Source organism: Dyadobacter sp. 22481 (genome assembly GCF_052044875.1).
GTDB lineage: Bacteria > Bacteroidota > Bacteroidia > Cytophagales > Spirosomataceae > Dyadobacter > Dyadobacter endophyticus.
Map to the genome: position 1 here is coordinate 87,806 of NZ_JBQENV010000004.1, position 17,706 is coordinate 105,511.

At 46.0% G+C, this 17,706-nt stretch carries 15 protein-coding genes and 1 tRNA gene; 8 read left to right on the plus strand and 8 right to left on the minus strand.

Going from position 1 to position 17,706, the window contains the following annotated elements:
• Nucleotides 1-66 precede the first annotated feature (66 nt).
• The 7 genes from ACTJJJ_RS26395 (at nucleotide 67) to ACTJJJ_RS26425 (ending at nucleotide 8,145) form a co-directional block, all read left to right on the plus strand.
• Nucleotides 67-708, plus strand: a complete 642-nt coding sequence (locus ACTJJJ_RS26395) for a TetR/AcrR family transcriptional regulator (RefSeq protein WP_229223260.1) — start codon at nucleotides 67-69, stop codon at nucleotides 706-708.
• On the plus strand, nucleotides 683-2,044 hold the full coding sequence (locus ACTJJJ_RS26400) for a TolC family protein (RefSeq protein WP_229223262.1): 1,362 nt from the start codon (nucleotides 683-685) through the stop codon (nucleotides 2,042-2,044). The genes ACTJJJ_RS26395 and ACTJJJ_RS26400 overlap by 26 nt, the downstream gene beginning before the upstream one ends.
• A gap of 46 nt (nucleotides 2,045-2,090) precedes the next feature.
• The gene (locus ACTJJJ_RS26405; RefSeq protein WP_188938476.1) at nucleotides 2,091-3,221 is read left to right on the plus strand and encodes an efflux RND transporter periplasmic adaptor subunit; all 1,131 of its coding nucleotides are present in this window, start codon (nucleotides 2,091-2,093) and stop codon (nucleotides 3,219-3,221) included.
• Nucleotides 3,222-3,353: 132 nt separating this feature from the next.
• Nucleotides 3,354-6,785 carry an efflux RND transporter permease subunit gene (locus ACTJJJ_RS26410; RefSeq protein WP_188938477.1) on the plus strand — a complete coding sequence of 1,144 codons (3,432 nt, stop codon included), beginning with the start codon at nucleotides 3,354-3,356 and terminating at the stop codon, nucleotides 6,783-6,785.
• 125 nt (nucleotides 6,786-6,910) lie between these two features.
• Nucleotides 6,911-6,984: transfer RNA gene (locus tag ACTJJJ_RS26415), tRNA-Pro, on the plus strand.
• 221 nt (nucleotides 6,985-7,205) lie between these two features.
• Entirely contained in the window at nucleotides 7,206-7,643 is a 438-nt protein-coding gene (gene parS / locus ACTJJJ_RS26420; protein ID WP_440703535.1) for a type II RES/Xre toxin-antitoxin system antitoxin, read from the plus strand.
• Between the two features lie 73 nt (nucleotides 7,644-7,716).
• Nucleotides 7,717-8,145 carry an RES family NAD+ phosphorylase gene (locus ACTJJJ_RS26425; RefSeq protein ID WP_440703536.1) on the plus strand — a complete coding sequence of 143 codons (429 nt, stop codon included), beginning with the start codon at nucleotides 7,717-7,719 and terminating at the stop codon, nucleotides 8,143-8,145.
• Here ACTJJJ_RS26425 and ACTJJJ_RS26430 read toward each other — a convergent pair.
• Entirely contained in the window at nucleotides 8,132-8,377 is a 246-nt protein-coding gene (locus tag ACTJJJ_RS26430) for a hypothetical protein (RefSeq protein ID WP_440703537.1), read from the minus strand. The genes ACTJJJ_RS26425 and ACTJJJ_RS26430 overlap by 14 nt on opposite strands.
• 844 nt (nucleotides 8,378-9,221) lie before the next feature.
• On the opposite strand from ACTJJJ_RS26430, the gene ACTJJJ_RS26435 reads away from it, so the two are divergent.
• On the plus strand, nucleotides 9,222-9,719 hold the full coding sequence (locus tag ACTJJJ_RS26435) for a fasciclin domain-containing protein (protein WP_440703538.1): 498 nt from the start codon (nucleotides 9,222-9,224) through the stop codon (nucleotides 9,717-9,719).
• Nucleotides 9,720-9,841: 122 nt separating this feature from the next.
• Here ACTJJJ_RS26435 and ACTJJJ_RS26440 read toward each other — a convergent pair whose 3' ends face one another.
• The 7 genes from ACTJJJ_RS26440 to ACTJJJ_RS26470 all read right to left on the minus strand — a co-directional run bounded on the left by ACTJJJ_RS26440 (nucleotide 9,842) and on the right by ACTJJJ_RS26470 (nucleotide 17,648).
• On the minus strand, nucleotides 9,842-11,428 hold the full coding sequence (locus ACTJJJ_RS26440) for a T9SS type A sorting domain-containing protein (protein ID WP_440703539.1): 1,587 nt from the start codon (nucleotides 11,426-11,428) through the stop codon (nucleotides 9,842-9,844).
• 11 nt (nucleotides 11,429-11,439) lie between these two features.
• A complete protein-coding gene (locus ACTJJJ_RS26445; protein WP_440703540.1) occupies nucleotides 11,440-12,081 on the minus strand; it encodes a hypothetical protein in 642 nt (213 codons plus the stop codon).
• Nucleotides 12,082-13,176: 1,095 nt separating this feature from the next.
• Entirely contained in the window at nucleotides 13,177-14,142 is a 966-nt protein-coding gene (locus ACTJJJ_RS26450; protein WP_440703541.1) for a DUF5712 family protein, read from the minus strand.
• Between the two features lie 27 nt (nucleotides 14,143-14,169).
• Nucleotides 14,170-14,721, minus strand: a complete 552-nt coding sequence (locus ACTJJJ_RS26455; protein ID WP_440703542.1) for a BfmA/BtgA family mobilization protein — start codon at nucleotides 14,719-14,721, stop codon at nucleotides 14,170-14,172.
• 285 nt (nucleotides 14,722-15,006) lie between these two features.
• Nucleotides 15,007-15,933: a toprim domain-containing protein gene (locus tag ACTJJJ_RS26460; RefSeq protein ID WP_440703543.1), complete on the minus strand. Its 927-nt coding sequence runs from the start codon at nucleotides 15,931-15,933 to the stop codon at nucleotides 15,007-15,009.
• Between the two features lie 220 nt (nucleotides 15,934-16,153).
• Nucleotides 16,154-17,359, minus strand: a complete 1,206-nt coding sequence (locus ACTJJJ_RS26465) for a primase-helicase family protein (RefSeq protein WP_440703544.1) — start codon at nucleotides 17,357-17,359, stop codon at nucleotides 16,154-16,156.
• Entirely contained in the window at nucleotides 17,349-17,648 is a 300-nt protein-coding gene (locus tag ACTJJJ_RS26470) for a helix-turn-helix domain-containing protein (RefSeq protein ID WP_439584068.1), read from the minus strand. The genes ACTJJJ_RS26465 and ACTJJJ_RS26470 overlap by 11 nt, the downstream gene beginning before the upstream one ends.
• Between the last annotated feature and the right edge of the window lie 58 nt (nucleotides 17,649-17,706).

A 17,706-nucleotide genomic window follows, 5' to 3' on the forward strand; every position in this document is an offset into this window, starting at 1 on the left:
CGAAAACTTTAAACATTTTTAAAGTTTTCTTGGTTTTTGTCATTCGAAAATTTCAAATTTGTCGCTGTGAAAGAGCGAATTATCAAATCGGCACTGAACCTTTTTTGGCGCTACGGCATACGAAGCGTCACAATGGACGACATTGCCCGTGACCTGGGGATTTCGAAGCGTACCATTTACCAGCATTATTCCGACAAGGAGGCCATTCTCGCCCTCGTGATCCAGGAGGAGATACGGACCCAGAAATGCGAAATGGAGAAGCTCGAAGAGCTCGCCGAAAATCCGATAGAGGAAGCGATGTATGCCACCGTACAAATGCAGGAAACGCTCGCGGACATGAACCCAACGCTTTTGTATGATTTAAAAAAGTACTACCCCAATGCCTGGGAACTTTTTCAGAACTACAAACACGAGTACATTATCCGGAACCTCCGCGACAACCTGGTAAAAGGTATCGAAATGGGCCTTTATCGCCCCGATATCGATGTGGATGTACTTTCGCTCCTGCGCGTGGAACAGATCGTGCTTGCATTTGACCCGACCATTTATCCAGCCAAGAGATTCAACATGATGCATGTGCAAACTCAGTTTCTCATGCATTTTTTAAGGGGGATACTTTCGGAAAAAGGCTTTGAATACTACAACACCATAAAAGATAAACCAGCAACTGAACTCAATATCCATGAAAAATGCCAGAACAATACGTAGCACTTTGATGCTGCTCGCGGCACTGATCAATTTTGTCCCATTGTATGCACAAACCGGCTATTCGCTTAAAGAAGCCGTTGATTACGCGATCAAGCATAATTTAAATGTCAAGAATGCACAACTCGACGGGATTTCAGCCGAAGCGCGTATTGGAGAGATCCGCGCGGCAGGTCTGCCGCAGGTAAATGCAAACTTTTCTTATACCGACAACCTGATCATCCAGCGCTTCTTCCTTCCTGCCAACTTTGCTGATCCGAACGCGCCTGCGGACGCACCGCCGGTAGCATTGAAGTTCGGGGTGAAATACCAGGGCTCCGCTTCCGCAACGCTTAATCAGCTCATTTTCAATGGCTCTTATTTTATTGGATTGAAAGCCGCCGCCACTTATCGGGAGCTTGCGCAAAAGGGCGTTACCCAATCGAAAGTTACGGTTGCCGAAGCTGTGACCAAAGCTTACTATTCGGCACAGGTTGCTGAGCAACGCGCCAAGTTACTCGATCTTAACATTGCACGTGTGGATTCGTCCATGCGCGAAACAAAAGCGATGAACGCCAGCGGGTTTGTGGAGCTGCTGGACGTCAACCGCCTTGAAGTGCAGATCAATAACCTGCAAACCGAGCGGCAGAAAGTCCAGAACCTGATCGAATTGAGTTATGCCTTATTGAAATACCAAATGGGCATGCCTGCTAACGATCCTATCCAACTGACTGACGATATCAATGCTTTGGATGTAGAGGCGCTGCGAGCCAGTACAGCCGATGCGCTGCCTAATTATGAAAACAGGATTGAATTTTCATTGCTCAACACCCAGGAAAAACTGGCAGGACTCGATCTGCGGAATGTCCGGGCCGGATATTTACCTACGCTCAATGCCTCTGTCGGCTATGGTCACAATAACGGTCGAGACAGTTTCAATGACCTTTTCGGCTCAAAATGGTTCAACAACTCGGTTCTAACCATAACGCTGAACGTTCCTATTTTCGATGGTTTTTCGAAACACTACCAGATCAGCCAGAAAAAGATCGCGATCGACAAGGTTAAGAACAATCAGACTTTGCTGAAACAGTCGATCGACCTCGAAAACAACCAGGCGAGCATTAATATCAAGAATGCATTTGCCACGCTGGAAACCCAGAAACGGAACCTGACGCTCGCCGAAGAAATCGTGCGCGTCACGAAGATCAAATATAAAGAAGGCGTAGGATCGAACATCGAAGTGGTCAACGCCGAATCTTCTTTAAAGGAAGCGCAGACGAACTACTTCACCGCATTGTACGACCTGATGATCGCCAAAGTTGATCTCAGCAAGGCCAAAGGCGAGCTTTATGCCGAATAATACCATTAACACTTAACAAAATTCGAAACAGCTACTTACCAATACCATGAAACGCAATATTCTGATTATAACCGCTATTGCCACCATTCTGGCTTCCTGCTCAGCCAAGAAAGAAGGTTTGGAAGGCAAAAAAGAAGAGCTCGCCGCGCTGAAAACTCAGCAGGTTGAGAACGAAAAGAAGATCAAGGCACTCGAAATCGAAATTGGTAAGCTTTCGCCGAACAAAGTCACGGAAGCGAAAGTGAAGCCGGTATCCATCGACACGCTGAATGCGGAGACTTTCAAGCATTACGTGGAGTTGCAAGGCACGGTTGATGCTAAAAACAACGTGCTCGTTACCCCTAAAACCGGCGGTGCCGTCGTGGCCATGTACGTGCGGGAAGGCGACGCCGTGAAGGCAGGAACCGTGATCGGCAAGATTGACAATAGCATCCTGACCGAATCCGTAGAAGAACTAAAAACCTCGCTGAGCCTCGCTAACACGCTTTTTGAAAAGCAGAAAAACCTTTGGGACCAGAAGATAGGCACAGAGCTGCAATATCTTCAAGCCAAAAACAATAAAGAGGGCCTCGAAAGAAAACTGGCGACATTGAATACGCAGATTGCCCAAACGAACATCGTATCGCCGATGTCCGGTGTGGTGGATCTGGTCAATATCAAAGTAGGTGAAATGGCTTCCCCGGGCGTAGGTGTAGTGCGGGTGGTGAACCTGAGCAACCTCAAAGTCTCTGCGAAAGTGTCCGACGTTTATGCAGCCAGCGTGAAAAAAGGCGACGAAGTAATCGTCAAGTTTCCTGATTTGAAAAAGGAATACAAAGCCAGAATAACGTTCGTGAGCACTGCGGTCGATCCGTTGTCGAGAACATTTACGATCGAGGCCAGCCTGCCTTCCGACCGCGATATCAAGCCTAATATGATGGCGCAGGTGCAGATCAACGACGCGACCAGCAAAAATGCACTGGCTATCGACCAAAATTATGTTCAGAGCACGGAAAAGGGAAATGTGGTGTATGTAGCCGTGACAGAAGGCAACAAAAAGGTAGCCAAAGCGAAAGAAGTGAAGACGGGACTGAGCTACAATGGCAAAGTCGAGATTCTTTCGGGCCTATCGGCAGGAGACGCACTGATCACACTGGGCTACCAGGAAGTATCGGATGGTCAGCCGATTAGCTACTAAATATGAAGAATGACGACCGTCAAAGGTCATTTGTAGTCAGGAGTTGTCAGGAATACGCGACTCTTTTCCGTCCCGGCGGAATCATTCATCGCAGCGGCGCCCGCTCATTCACTCATTCACTCATTCAACATTATGAAATTTAGCGAATACAAAACCCTAAGCTTCACCAACTGGTGCGTAGAGAACAGGACGACGATCTACATCTTTACGTTCATCATCACCTTGGCGGGGTTCATGGTGTACAATAACCTGCCGAAGGAGCAGTTCCCGGATATTAAGATCCCGCAGATCTACATTAATACGGTGTATTTCGGGACCGCGCCGGCCGATATCGAAAATACGATCAACAAACCGATCGAGAAGCAGCTCAAATCCCTCAACGGGGTCAAGAAGATCAAATCCAATGCATTGCAGGACGTTTCGGTAATCCTCGTCGAATTTACGCCGGATGTGGCCGTGGAGGTCGCATTGCAAAGGGTGAGAGATGCGGTGGATAAGGCCAAAACCGATTTGCCTCAAAATCTCGACTCCGGCCCGACGGCCCAGGACGTGAACTTCTCCGAGTTCCCGATCATGAACGTCAACATTGCTGGTAATTATTCTTTGAAACAACTGAAAGAATATGCCGAAGATTTGCAGGACGGGATCGAAGCATTGCCCGAGATTACCCGCGTGGATATTCTCGGTGCATTGAACCGCGAGATCCAGATCAATGTGAACCTCGACCGGATGAAATCGACCGGCTTGACATTCTACGATGTTCAAACGGCGATCCAAAGTGAAAATATCAACGTTTCGGGCGGCGAGCTCAATGTGCAGGGCGTGCGTCGTACGCTGCGCGTGAAAGGCGAGTATACGAATGTAGCCGATATGGCGAACATACGCATACGCACGTCGACAGGCGCGACCGTGCGCCTGGGCGACATTGCCGAGGTAGCCGACAGCTTTGAAGAGCAACAGGATTTCGCCCGTCTGGCCAACAAATCGGTAATCACCTTGAACGTGATTAAACGTTCGGGAGAAAACCTTGTGGATGCAGCGGACAAAATCGAAAACGTAATAGCCGATTTTAAAGAAAACCGCTTCCCTGCCGGTTTGGATGTCAAAATCACTGCCGACCAGTCGATACAAACGCGTGCGGACTTGCATGATTTGATCAACACGGTTGTACTCGGCTTTATTTTCGTGGTACTGGTACTGATGTTCTTCATGGGTGTTCGCGACGCGATTTTCGTGGGTCTTTCGGTACCATTATCTGCGTTGGTAGCCTTTGTACTAATGCCGATCATCGGTCCGATGGTCGGTACCGAATTTACACTGAATACCATTGTACTATTTGCATTCCTGCTCGGTATCGGGCTTGTGGTGGACGACGCCATTGTGGTAATCGAGAACACGCACCGCTTGTTCAACATGCATAAGGACTGGACGATCCAACAAGCAGTAAAAGCGGCTGCCGGTGAGGTATTTATCCCGGTACTTTCGGGTACACTCACAACCATCGCGCCATTCTTCCCGCTGCTCTTCTGGACGGGTATTGTCGGGGAATTCATGAAGTTCATGCCGCTAACCCTCATTATCACCCTTGGGGCTTCGCTTTTCGTCGCTTATGTGATGAACCCGGTATTTGCGGTGTCGTTCATGGGTCGCCATGACGATGAAAAGGAAGCGCACGATACGAGTTTCAAGGCGATCCGTCGGCCGGTCATTATCCTCGCGGCTGCCGCGGCGATTGGCTATGCGATGGACCGTGGTGTGGGTAATTTCTTTGTATTTATATTAATACTCTGGATTTTCAACCACTATATTCTGACGCCCCGTATTCTCGTCCCGTTTCAGGACAACTTGCTGCCTGCATTGAAAAACGGCTACCGCAAGCTTATTGACTGGCTGCTCAGAGGCTGGCGTCCGGTAGTGGCGATAGTGGGCGTATTTTGCCTGTTGATCTTCACATTCGTGCTTACCGGTATCGTACAACCACAAGTCCTGTTTTTCCCAAGCGGCGACCCGGATTACGTGTACGTTTATAACAAATTACCGATCGGTACCGACGCCCGCGTCACCGATTCTGTGACCAAGATCATCGAAAAGCGTGTTTTTGATGTTTTGGAAAAAGAAAAAGCAATGGATATGGTAAACTCCGTGATTGCCAACGTAGGTAAAAACGCCGGTGATCCATACAATCCCGACCGCTCGGCAACACCACACAAATCGAAAGTGACTGTTGCGTTTGTGTATGGGACCGAACGTGGTGGTAGGTCGTCCGAAGCGATCCTACGCAAGATCCGCGATGCGGTTGCCGGCATTCCGGGCGCCGAAATCTCCGTGGAACGCGAAGCGGTGGGACCGCCTACTGGTAAACCTATTTCGATCGAAATTTCCGGTGATGAATTTGAGGTACTTCAAAAACTGGAAAAAGACGTACTGAAAAAGGTGCAGGATTCGGGCATTGAGGGTATCGATCAGCTCCGCTCCGACCTCGTCACCAACAAACCCGAGATCGTCATCGATATCGACCGGGAAAAGGCCCAGCGCGAAGGCATCAGCTCGCAGCAGATCGCATTGGCAGTTCGTACGGCATTGTTCGGTCTGGAAGTTTCCAAATTCCGCGACGACAAGGATGAATATCCGATTATGGTAAGGTTGGAAAAAGACGATCGTGAGCAGATCGAGAAGCTGTTGAGCCTTAATGTCGTTTACCGCGATATGAATATGGGCGGCGCATTGCGCCAGGTACCTATTACTTCCGTCGCGAATATCCACTACTCGACCACTTTCAGCCAGATCAACCGCCAGGATCAGCGCCGCATCGTTACTTTGGGCTCCGACGTCCTGCCGGGCTACAATGCGAATGAGATCGTGGCACAGATCCAGACCCTGATCCAGGAAATGGAGGTACCGAACGGCTACATTATCAAAATGGGCGGTGAGCAGGAAGAACAGGCTGAGTCTATGGCGTTCCTTGGAACCGCATTTGGCGCCGCGATTATGCTGATTTACCTCATCCTCGCCACACAATTCAACTCGGTGATCAAGCCATTCATCATCTTCTTCACGATCGTTCTTTCGCTGATCGGGGTATTGCTGGGCTTCATTATTTTCAATAAGGATTTCTCGATTATCATGTCGGGTGTGGGTATTATCGCATTGGCTGGTATTGTGGTGAAAAACGGTATTCTCCTCATCGAGTTCATCGAGGAGCTCCGAGGGCGCGGGTATCCTATGCGCGAGGCCATCATCGAAGGCGGGGCGATACGTCTGACGCCCGTATTGCTCACGGCTTCCGCCGCTGTACTCGGTCTTGTACCGCTTGCATTGGGTATCACAGTCGATTTTGTAGGCCTTTTCCGTGATCTTGAACCTCACCTGATTGTCGGCGGCCCAAGTTCCGTCTTCTGGAACATCCTCGCCTGGACGATCATTTTCGGTCTCACATTCTCTACCCTGCTGACACTCATTATGGTACCGTGTATGTATTACGTCAATGAGCGCATCCGCGACAAATGGTTCCGCAAGGGCAAGGTCGAAGTCGTGAACCCGGATTGGCAGAACGAGAGCATCTAGACAAAAGGCACGTTTATTGTTCATTTCGGGTCATATCAATTTTTTTTCAACCCGAAATGAACAATAATCCAAAACATTCTTAGATTTGCAACCCCAAAGAATACGGCAGAGCAATCTGCAAAGTTCGGGATGTAGCGCAGCCCGGTAGCGCACTAGCATGGGGTGCTAGGGGTCGCAAGTTCGAATCTTGTCATCCCGACATTGAAAATCAGCCACTTACGACTTCATGTTGTGAGTGGCTTTTTCAATAGGTCGAACATAGGTCGAACATTTTTGGTCAGTTTGATCCAGTTTTTGTCTGCTTTGACGAGCTCCGCCACCGCCGATTCTATGTTTTTTAGCTCACAACTTCTCGCGCCAGCAATTAATATCAAGTCAGTTGAGGGTAATAGCTAAGCAAATAGCTTGCAAAGATGCCAGATGGCAGTTGTATATATGACAAAAAGCTATCGTATGGATTTGGTCTTAGATACTGGTTTCTCACATGACGGCTTCGAAGTCATTCAGCAAGCTCGGTCCGGCGTGGAGCGTGGAAAAGCTGATGAAGTTGCTCATGCGCTCGCCTTAACGGACAAAGAGCTTGCACGTATTTTGAACCTATCAGAGCGCACCCTGCATCGGCTTCGTCCAGACGCGCTACTGGACAACAATTCTTCCGAGAGGCTACTGTTAATGGATCAGTTAATCCATCACGGATTGGACGTCTTTGATCACAGGACGGATGTTTTGGGAAGATGGTTTAGAACCCCTTTATCAGAACTTCACGGGCAATCACCACTTACACTGCTTGATACAACAACAGGCTTTGCTATGGTACACACTGTTTTAGGGCGTATCGAGTATGGCGTTTATGCGTGAGTTTCAGCTTTCAGATCCTGCATCAAATACTCGCCCGCTAGCGTATCGCCTCGTAAAAGAGTGATTTGCTGATATGCCATTATCATCAGAGGGAGCGCGTAGATATGGTGGCAGATGGAATCCTGTGGGAATTGGGATTCTTTACACGTCGTCGAGCCCGGAGCTAGCATTGCTGGAACAGTTGGTTCACCTACCAGCCTTAGCATACGAGGACCTTCCAAAATTGTTCTTGATTACCATGATTTTGCCAGAAACCCCAACAGCTGTAAAGGATTTACCTGGAAATTGGCGGGATCCGGCAAACTATCACCAGAACCATCGGCTATTAAAAGATTGGTTGAACCAACCGGATGTCATGTCGATAAAGGTGCCTTCGGCGGTAGTTGCCGAGTCATACAATTTTCTGCTTCATCCACTTCATAGAGATTTTGGCGATATCGAAATCCTAAGTAGTCAACCATTCAATATCGACCCGCGTTTGTGGAGCACTAAAAACGGGTAGCAACAGGAGATCCAAATGTTAGCTTTTGATACTCGATCAGCACTGCCAGCTGATCAACATCGAGGCAGAGCGGAGAGAAACTATCAACCACTGCGGTAGGGTAGCTCGGAGCGGTTTTTTTACGGAAGCGTGCCAAAAGAAGGATCTGGATCGCGGGAGGAGAGGGGGCTACTGCCAGGAAAGGCAAGCCCATAGCTTCACAGAAGCCGGGTGGGCGGTATAGTGCCGGCACAGGTTTTTAGATCGGATCAAGAGCAGCCAGGTCGAGCAAAGTAACCGGTAGAGCTATGAGCGGATCATGGCCGGAATCTTCACTAACTTAAAGGGTATAGCCTGAAGGTATCAGTTAACCGGAAGGTCTGCAGGATGATGATATCTGGCTGATTTGCCTAACCGTTGCCCAAGTTCTGGCCGAGTGTAGACACACTCGTGCGTAGCCAAGAGCTTAGTTCCTAAGGTCAAAAAGTTAGTATCATAAAGTCAAAAAGGGCGTTTATTTCAGGATCTACTTTTTGGTCCGTATTTTTGATCATGCCGGGCGATAGCGGGGTGATTGGTCGAAGGGTTCAGAATTTATAGCTTTTTGGACCGAAGAACAATTTTTCTGAATGAACCAATAACTACTTTGGTCTGAGCATCAAAGAGAGTTTGATACCTGAATTAAATGGGGTCGCCATTCCATGGTGATTAATGGTCCACCAGGGGTAAATTTGGCACTTTTGTAATTGAGGGAGGCTTTGACTGAGCCTGTACTGTTTGGATGGAGCCCGTGTCTGTATCAGTGCCATGATCAGCGCAACGACGACGGAACTTCGCTTGGCTGAGCAGAAAGGATTGCGGCCGATCATTGAATGCATCTGTTTAGAATGTGTGAAGTAATCTGATTTGTGCCAGGGTTGAATCCAACTACTAGAGACCGTAAAGGTGAAGTTTGAAATAGATGGGGAAATTTTTTATAGTTTTGAAGCACGATGATTCTTGGCTTCACTATATTCTTGTACGCGCCATTCTTTGTGAAGGAATATTAGTTAAATAGAATGCCATTTTGCTAACAATTATTACTAAATAAACTAGAAATGAAAAAATATTTGTTCGGTAACTTTTTTGTAATTGGTGGGTTGCTTTTCTTTTCATGTAGTGAAAAGGAGCAAGACATAGTCAAAGCAAAGTCAATAACTGAGGTTATTTCAAGTAATCCAGAATTCAGTACATTGTATTCTATCATTCAATATGCGGATATGTCTGACACGCTTTCTGTTGGAACCTTTACAATGTTTGCGCCTAGCAACACTGCATTAGAGAAAGTAAAAATTAGTGGTACTTCGGAAATTACTAAGATCCCAAAGGATTCCGTAAAAAAATTCATTAAGCAGCATTTGATTTCAAAAAAGATTGTCTATTCAGAACTTTCGACAGGTCAACTTTTAAGTATCAGTAAACAAAAACTTACGGTAACTAAAGATTCTGACAATAATGATATATTAGTTAACTCGAATCGGGTGGTTACCAAGGATGTTAATGCTAGTAATGGTATATTACAAGTAATAGATAGTGTTTTGGTGAAAATTAAATAATACTGCCACTTGAACCAAATAAACCCAGCCTATACCTTATAGGTTGGGTTTATTCGATTTAAAATATATTATATGTTATGATTCAAATTCCATAACTCATTGTTGGTAATTTGGATCGCTTTTTATTCAATTAGCAATCGTATTTTCTCTTTTTCCTTGTTGACTTTTTTCCCATGTGCGATATGTAAATAATATACTCCTTTCTCTAAACCACGAGTGTCAATTTCTATTTTATTATTATCCTTAAATGCCTTTCTTTTAAAAACATCAACCGCGGAAACGGTTCTTACTGGGCTAGTAGATTTTTCGGAAAATAGTGCAATCTGCTGTGGCATCGCTTCTTCATTTTCTACGTTATCAAACTGAATGGTAATTGCATCTTGAGTTGATGGATTCGGGAAAACTGTCAATAGCTGACTGCAATTTGCTACCGTAAACCCATACCACTTTTCGAAAGATCCACAAGAATTACCGTAGACGATGCGAAACATCCCCTGTTGGCCCGGTGCTTTAAATGTCAAGCCAATACCGTTCCACTGATTTTGCGCCCAAGGTAAATTTGCAGGTGTTGAGGACAGCTTTGTCCATGTGTTGGTAACAAGTCCAGCGATATCTAATTTGGCGTCTCCTTGCGTAGGGTTTCCTGTCCAACAAAAAGAATTTGGATAACTGTCATCAGATTCTACAAGCCCGTAATTCAATCCGTTTGTAGTATAATATCCATTAGTATAGGTAGGTGGGCCTTGGTAAAGTTGCTTTGTAATATAGGTGGTAGAAAGTACTCCACAAGAGGCGATACGGCCTCGCATTGTGACCGACCCATGCGACGTAGCACTTAGGACAACTGGGGTTCCAAGAGGCGTGATTATGGTTCCTGAAGAACCATTTACTTTAGCACCACCAGTTGTAACCCATTGAAAGCTATCTCCATCTAGACAATCCGGTGATACAGTTATTGACTGAGAGGTATTACAGAACTCAACTACTCCTGGAAAGTCATTTCCTCCCAAATACATATCTAAACTATATGGTATATCTGGATAAACAGTATAGTCGTTACTATATGTACTAAAGCCCGACACGTCTGACCGACTTGCCCGGACTTTGATGATTCCTGACAAATTGGTACCCGTTGTGACATTGACTGTTTGACCATTTGCATTGCCCCATGGTGTTTCCCAATAGTAATCTGTTGCATTGGTAACAGCGCCCACAGACAGGGTTATTGTAGTGTTAGGGCAAGGAATATTAACAAATCCGGATTGTGGAGTACCGTTTACGGATATAGCTCCCGGAGTTCCCAAATATCTGATATTGATACTTTGCTCTTTCGTCAAGCCCGGGCAGCCTGAACAGCCGCCAGCTCCCGAAGTAACTTTTATTTTTCCTGGATTGGTAGTATTATTCCATTTAACATTAATGGTATTCAATGATGCTCCTTCGCGCTTGTTTGGAGTTGCAGGAGGAGCTCCAATGATTATGCCCTCAGTAACTTCCCACTTGTAATAACACGTAGCACCTAAGATCCCGCAGTTGTCTAGATTTGATATTGTTGCCACATAGACATGTAACGTGTTACCAGGCTGACCATCAAAGCTGTTTGCAACTGGTGCCGTACAACCGATATTCAAGGTTTGTTGTTGAGCTTGTGCCGAATAAAAGAAAAATAGTAACAGTACTATTTGACCGATGATAAATTTTTTTTTCATGCTAATTTGATTTAGAAGTGGTAGGAAACATTCAAAAATCGAAGTGGGAAAAAAGATAAGGATAATTCATTGTCTTCGGCTAGCTTAACGTTCTGGTGACTAAATGCACTTTGAACATAATAATTTAATGATAGTGCCATTTCCATAGATGCGGATAATCGAGGAAGAATACGGTACTTTAGTCCGAAAAATGGAGTTATTGATATGGAGTTATTTCTAATAACCCCATTGTTTACCTGACTGTTATTTGCGAAATAATGGGTATACCCTATATCTGAACCATAAAAAATTTGATGCTTATTTACACTTTTGTGAAATTCGTAACCAATCCTAACATCTATGTCCCCGGTTTTATACTTAAACTTTGAATTTGGAGGATCTGGTATAGTGTCAAACTTGGAAGAATTATTTTCTCTGTTGGATAAATATGAGCTTCCCAATTGTATTCTTAAAGCTCCTTTTTCCCATGTGCCGTAACGGAACATTACATTAGCTTTTCCATTTGAGAAGAGCTGATAGAGATCGAGGCTGATATCAGATTTGTAGGATGGTACTTTTTTTTCATCTTTTGTGCCTTCTTGTGCTGTAGCAACCGGTGAATAAAGGGTACAGATAGTACCTAGTGCAAGTATGCACTTAAAAAAAATTTTCATATGAGAAATAAGAGATGATTAGGCATTTGAAAATGCCCAGATAATAGTGAAACTTGATGGGTGCGGTTGTAGAAATATCCGTTATTTCTACTTTTGGATAATATTATTGCTACAATAGTATGTGAATAATTTTTATTTTTCAATACTTACCATAAATATTTTTCTGGTTACAACACGTGGGCTTGTTAGTTGCGTGGACAGGGGCAATTAGTAGCGGTACTGGTTGAGACCATGTATAGAATTATTAGGATTTTGGCGGAAGAAATTCAAAACGTTTTTCAGGGTGATGCGAGTAATCATTTTAGTATCAGGCTAATTTGGCTACAAAATAAAACTTCTTCCGGTATAGATTCTCAACGTCATTTATAAATTCTCATTGTCTTTAATAATTTATAAGTGATTGAAAATCAATATATTATATCGCTCTATAATGGATTTTATGTTAAATGAGAAAACACAAAATAAGAGGTCGCGGACCCTTTTGTGAAAATTCGTCGTTTTGTGCAAGGAGGCGCGACTTTGCAACATCAGGAATTACCAAGCGCCAGGTGAATGGTTTACGCAGGGAGATATTTCGGATTTCACGGGATTTTTTCCCAGTCCTTCCATATTTGAATGAGCAGCTCCCGATTCTGCACCAATGCCATCGTGGTCATTACATACTGATACACCACCAACACTACTATGACAGGCTTATAAACTGATTTGTGATTGTCTATAATCGGAAAGGCTGCAAGATAGTAAGAAGCACTTTTTATAGGCTTTCCAGAAGCACGATCATGTAGGTAGTGGAGAATTGCTTTGATAAAAAAGCTTGCAAGAAGCAGACTGCCAGTGATTGTATTAAAAATATGCATGGAATAGCCCTTCGTAAGGATCGGGTGCAAATTAATGAAAATTGCATCGCTAAACTAGTCTCTAAACCCCCGTTCTGTACGACACTGCGCGCGGGCAGCCACGCCGATCAAAATCTAACTAAAAAGAGCCTCAAATAGCCCTCTCACGAGTCATTGTAGCAACTCGTGGTGGATGAATGAGTTGGGAATACAGCTGGTTTCACAGTTCTGCGCGTAACGGCGTATGTCGCCCCAAGTTTCAGCGCGAGATTTGCTGGCCTCTCGATTTTTTCTTTATTTTTTTTCTTAGGTTTTCTGGAACTAGGTCAGCGCTGGTTGTAGAGGACGGTTCCAGCAATATTTTCAGAAAGTCTGCTGTTGACTTGCCGGTTTCGGCCAGCATATCGGCCGTGTTAACGAACAAGTGTTGAGAAATGCCCTGGGCCAGTTCATTGACCACCGACCTACTTTGATAGTTCCGCGAAGAAGCTTTGGTCAACACGTCGAGCTGCTCACGCTGCATCTGTTTACCGTTTTTCTGGATATTAGCGTAAGCAAGCGTTTCTTTAAGCAGCCTGTCAAACCCGAACTTGTTATCAAAAAGGCTCTCTCCGCTTTGTTTAAAAGCCACCCGGTCAAACTGGCCCATCTTTTTGGAATGCTCCGCATTCTTTCCCCGCGAGGTATTCATAGGACTAAGCTTGATCTTATTTGTGGCATCCTTCCTGCTAACGATTACCTGTACGTGCATCTGCTCGCCCTCCTTCCGCTCTCCCCGCATTTTAATCCCTTGCTTGACCTCGGGGTCATTATAGCCATAATAGCGGTAGTTTTCCAGTTTAGCGAACCAGATAAGGTCTTGATAACTGTTGATACCATCGCGGTTAAAGTTCCGGGCATAGGCGTCCATCACACTGGCGACGAATTCTTTCATTTGTTCTTTCGCACCATCCTCGCCGTACTGCTTTTTCAGGAAGGCGATCTCTTTCTGGCTCGGGCTGATATTGACCAGAAAGAATTTGGCATCGGTCTTGCCTAGCTTGGCGATATTGTTATCGATCTTGCTAACGACCTCATAGGGGCGGATCCCCGACTGCTGGCCGTTAAACCAGTGTTCCACTTTTTGTTTGGGATCAAGCCGATTCTCTTTTTCCAGGTAATGCACCAGTCCGCCACTACTGCCTTTATTGTTGGCTTCCTTGCTGTCGGTGATATTGATAAACATGATCTGCTAAACTGTTATATCCATTACTTACAATAAATTGACCTGCGCTTTGGTAGCAGCGATCAGCTCTTCTTTCTCCCTGCCTGGTGTCATCATGCTAAACGAGTCTCTGGATTTGATATAGCTGTCCAGGATATATAGGAACTGCGCTTTCAAAAGCTCCTTGACCCTTTGGTTTTTCCTGATCGTTTCCATTAGAGCGTCGGTTTCCCTGAACCTGCGCGACAGCTCGTTCTGACTATTAAGGAGGTCCGCGTTAGCTTTGACCACTTGGGTATTAAACCGCTGGACAATCTCATCCTGTGATTCAGCTACCCGCTCCATTTCGGTCTTGATCGGGATGAGCAGTATCTCTTCCTGCTTTCGGATAAAGCCGATATAATCCTTGTGGCTTTTCATTAAGGCATTCTTCAAAAGTTCATCATTCAAATCTGAGGGATCTTTCTTGCTTTTATAAAAATAGTCCACCATTTGGATGAAGACCTGCCGCTTTGTTCGCCCTAGTTTAAGGGCGATCTTTTCAAACTTTTCGTCGACGGTAGCAGGGTACCTGACCGATTTTACATTGATATCTTTCATTGTAGGTTCTATTTGATGACAAAGGAGCCTAGAGGCCCAAATGCCTTTGTTTCTGTATCACGGATACCCTCCGGTATCCTGTTTTCTTTTCTTTCACCAGCGAAAATGCCGTAGCGTATCCCCGGAGGATACGCAAAACCCCATTTGCAGCGCAAATGGCAAGCAAAGTAGGGCTCTGCCCAACTTCCGCTTGCTCCTTTTCTTTGGCAAGAAAAGGACACGGTTGGCAGCTGTCGCCGCCATCTGATCTGTGGACGGTTTTGGGGGAACTGCTGAAAATAAAACTCACATGCGCAATCCCCGCGATCTTTTGTGTAGCTGTTCCCGGACATGATCTTCCGCCACTTTGCCTGCCACCAGCATCTGGTTAAGGTCCTTATAATTTTGATAGATCCCAGACACGTCAACACAGTTGATCCCAGCATGCTCGAACTTTTCAAGCAGCCTGCTGCCGGCAGCATCGTGGTCTGGATACACAAAAACAGTGCGGTAATTTTTGAGGACATCCAAGCTGCGCTCTGCCATATTCACCGAGTTCAAAACAACAAAGTCGCTCCGGACGGGCTCGGGTTTTCGCAGCGTTAGAAGGGAGAGGAAATCTGTGAAGCCTTCCAGCACGCAGACTGATTTGTGGCCGCTCTCGATATGGGTGATGTCCTTGGGGGAAGAGCTGCCTTTGAAGTATTCGCTTCTGAGCTCATAGCCGCCTGACCGGTTTTCAAAGCCTACCGCGAAATAGTTTCTATCGCCCACTTGATAGTAGACCTCTTGGCAATAAGATCCCGCAATGTCCAGATCGATGTGCCGTGATTCCAGGTATCGGGTGATCGCCGGATTGTTGCCTAAGTCCTTTGTTCCGGTGATCTGGATCGTAGGCTGATCAGGCACCTGCGTAACGTCCCTGCGTATATGCGAACCGGCCTCTTTGAAGTGTTGCGGTTGAAAAGAAAAAAATCCGGAGTCTAGTTTTTCGAGTAGCTCTTTGGTCTCACAACGGAAAAGCGCTTTACCCAAATCGATAATATCCCCTCCCTGGCCGTTTCCGTGATCATAATACAGATTCAGCTTGGCATTGACTTTAAATGAAGGTGTCTTCTCATCCCGGAATGGGGAGAGGTACCAATGGTCTTGTCCCCTCACATACTGGGGCAGGATATGGCAGTGTTTCAAGAGCTCCACAATAGGGATCTCTCTGGCTTGCTCGCAAGTCATAGTTTTACTGGGGTTAAAAGTTGAAAAAATTGATGAATTGATGCGGCAGGCTTCTAACTTTTTGTATTTCAACCGCTTATCCCCGCATCAAAAGAGCATCAAAATGCATCAAGGCCTGCATCGCTATTTTGGGTTTGATGCGCGTTGATGCGGATTTTGATGCGCTGTAATTATTTATTAATCAATTAATTAAATATGATGCGCATCAAATCATCAAAAATCAGGGCAATTCGTTGAGCTCATTTATGCGCTCTCGGGAGAGGGTATAGTACCTCCCTTTTCCGGTCTGTTCGAAGACAGTACCATCGCTCAGAAATCTGTATAGCGGGTATGCAAGCGAGTTACTTGCGGGGCTCAATTTCCACGCACTTTGCAAGATTCGCTTGATCTGAGAGACGTCTTTGAAGCGGATGTGCTTTTTGTTGAGCCAATCCTGGACATCGCCGGTACAGAACCGGATTTCGTCCAGGTCTTTTTCATCGGCGATCGTCAGCAGGATATGGGCGATCTCTACTTCCAGCTTGTTGCGGTTCTGATTGAGCAGTCTCTTCAATGCCGGCGTCGAGATTTGCTCTGCTGTAAACCACATGCGTGTTTTACTCAGGTGAACAAAGTCCCGGGTTACCAGAAAATGCAGAAAGGAGGGGATCTGCGCTCGCAGCTCGGCAAGCAGATGGTGATCCTCCGATTTGAGCGGTGGGATCTTTCTGACCCAGTATCGGATCTCTCCGGGCTCAGCGATAATGAAGTGGTCCTCGTTGTTGCTGCAAAGTATGAACTTGCCGAAGAACTCGACTTCCTGCCTGTCCAAACCTTTCGCCTCCACTTTGTAGAATCGCGCCGTGCTCAGGTTTTTGATCCTTTCGGAATCCTCCTTTCTGTCCAGAAACGTTTCGTCCACGCCGATGACCAATTTCTGGGCCCATTCGATGTTGAAGTTGGAGCGGAAATCCTCATTGCTGTTGATGGTCATGTTTTCTCCGAAAATGGACTTGACAAAATGCAGGAATGTGGTCTTTCCCGTTCCGCGTTCCTCGCTGACCAGGCACAGGATCGGAAGGATCTGCGTCGGACGTTCGAGCAGGATTTTGAAGTAATCATAGCCCATCTCGATCTGCTCCCCGAAAATGTGGGCCAGGAACCGGAAGATCGTCGATGCGTCCCCCTGACGGGCCACATGCTGGAATGGCTGGTAGCGGTTGTAAAACCCACCCACTTTTTGCTGATAGTCCAGATGGCTCGGCACGAAGCAAAAGCCGTCGTAGCAGTCCACCCGGTCTTTCAAATAGTCGCGGCTATGATCCAGGCGGATGCATTCGGCCGACCAGGGGATCAAAGAGGATATGGTGTCGCCGGACGATAGGGGCCGGTTGACTTTCTTAAAGTAACCGGTGCCAATGCGCAGATAAACAGGACTATCTTTCATGACTACCCCCGATTTTTTGCTGACCGTTGGCGATCCATTCCAGAAGCTCCTTGCGGGAGAAAAGCAACTTGCCTTCCATTTTACAGAAAGGAATCTTTTTTCTTTTCACCAGCCCATAGATAGACGTTTCCTTGTATTTGGTCAAGCGTGCCGCTTCCTTGGTGTCCAACAAAGTGTCGCTGGTATCGGTCGCAGTCTCGGGTTTTGACTCCAAAACCCTGCGCAGTGAAGATTCGATCAGTTCTGATAACTGCTGATCGTTCATCGAAACTAGAACTGTTGTGCTCATCCCTTTTGCGTTTTGGTGATGGGCAAAGCAAGGCTAGAAAATCGGGGAAAAACAATAT

What these genes read in the sequence shown, in the direction of transcription:
- ACTJJJ_RS26425 (WP_440703536.1), top strand. Translation starts at nt 7,717, where the DNA reads ATGCCATTATCATCAGAGGGAGCGCGTAGATATGGTGGCAGATGGAAT.
- ACTJJJ_RS26410 (WP_188938477.1), top strand. Translation starts at nt 3,354, where the DNA reads ATGAAATTTAGCGAATACAAAACCCTAAGCTTCACCAACTGGTGCGTA.
- ACTJJJ_RS26435 (WP_440703538.1), top strand. Translation starts at nt 9,222, where the DNA reads ATGAAAAAATATTTGTTCGGTAACTTTTTTGTAATTGGTGGGTTGCTT.
- ACTJJJ_RS26400 (WP_229223262.1), top strand. Translation starts at nt 683, where the DNA reads ATGAAAAATGCCAGAACAATACGTAGCACTTTGATGCTGCTCGCGGCA.
- ACTJJJ_RS26460 (WP_440703543.1), bottom strand. Translation starts at nt 15,933, where the DNA reads ATGACTTGCGAGCAAGCCAGAGAGATCCCTATTGTGGAGCTCTTGAAA.
- parS (WP_440703535.1), top strand. Translation starts at nt 7,206, where the DNA reads ATGGCAGTTGTATATATGACAAAAAGCTATCGTATGGATTTGGTCTTA.
- ACTJJJ_RS26445 (WP_440703540.1), bottom strand. Translation starts at nt 12,081, where the DNA reads ATGAAAATTTTTTTTAAGTGCATACTTGCACTAGGTACTATCTGTACC.
- ACTJJJ_RS26440 (WP_440703539.1), bottom strand. Translation starts at nt 11,428, where the DNA reads ATGAAAAAAAAATTTATCATCGGTCAAATAGTACTGTTACTATTTTTC.
- ACTJJJ_RS26465 (WP_440703544.1), bottom strand. Translation starts at nt 17,359, where the DNA reads ATGAAAGATAGTCCTGTTTATCTGCGCATTGGCACCGGTTACTTTAAG.
- ACTJJJ_RS26405 (WP_188938476.1), top strand. Translation starts at nt 2,091, where the DNA reads ATGAAACGCAATATTCTGATTATAACCGCTATTGCCACCATTCTGGCT.
- ACTJJJ_RS26455 (WP_440703542.1), bottom strand. Translation starts at nt 14,721, where the DNA reads ATGAAAGATATCAATGTAAAATCGGTCAGGTACCCTGCTACCGTCGAC.
- ACTJJJ_RS26470 (WP_439584068.1), bottom strand. Translation starts at nt 17,648, where the DNA reads ATGAGCACAACAGTTCTAGTTTCGATGAACGATCAGCAGTTATCAGAA.
- ACTJJJ_RS26450 (WP_440703541.1), bottom strand. Translation starts at nt 14,142, where the DNA reads ATGTTTATCAATATCACCGACAGCAAGGAAGCCAACAATAAAGGCAGT.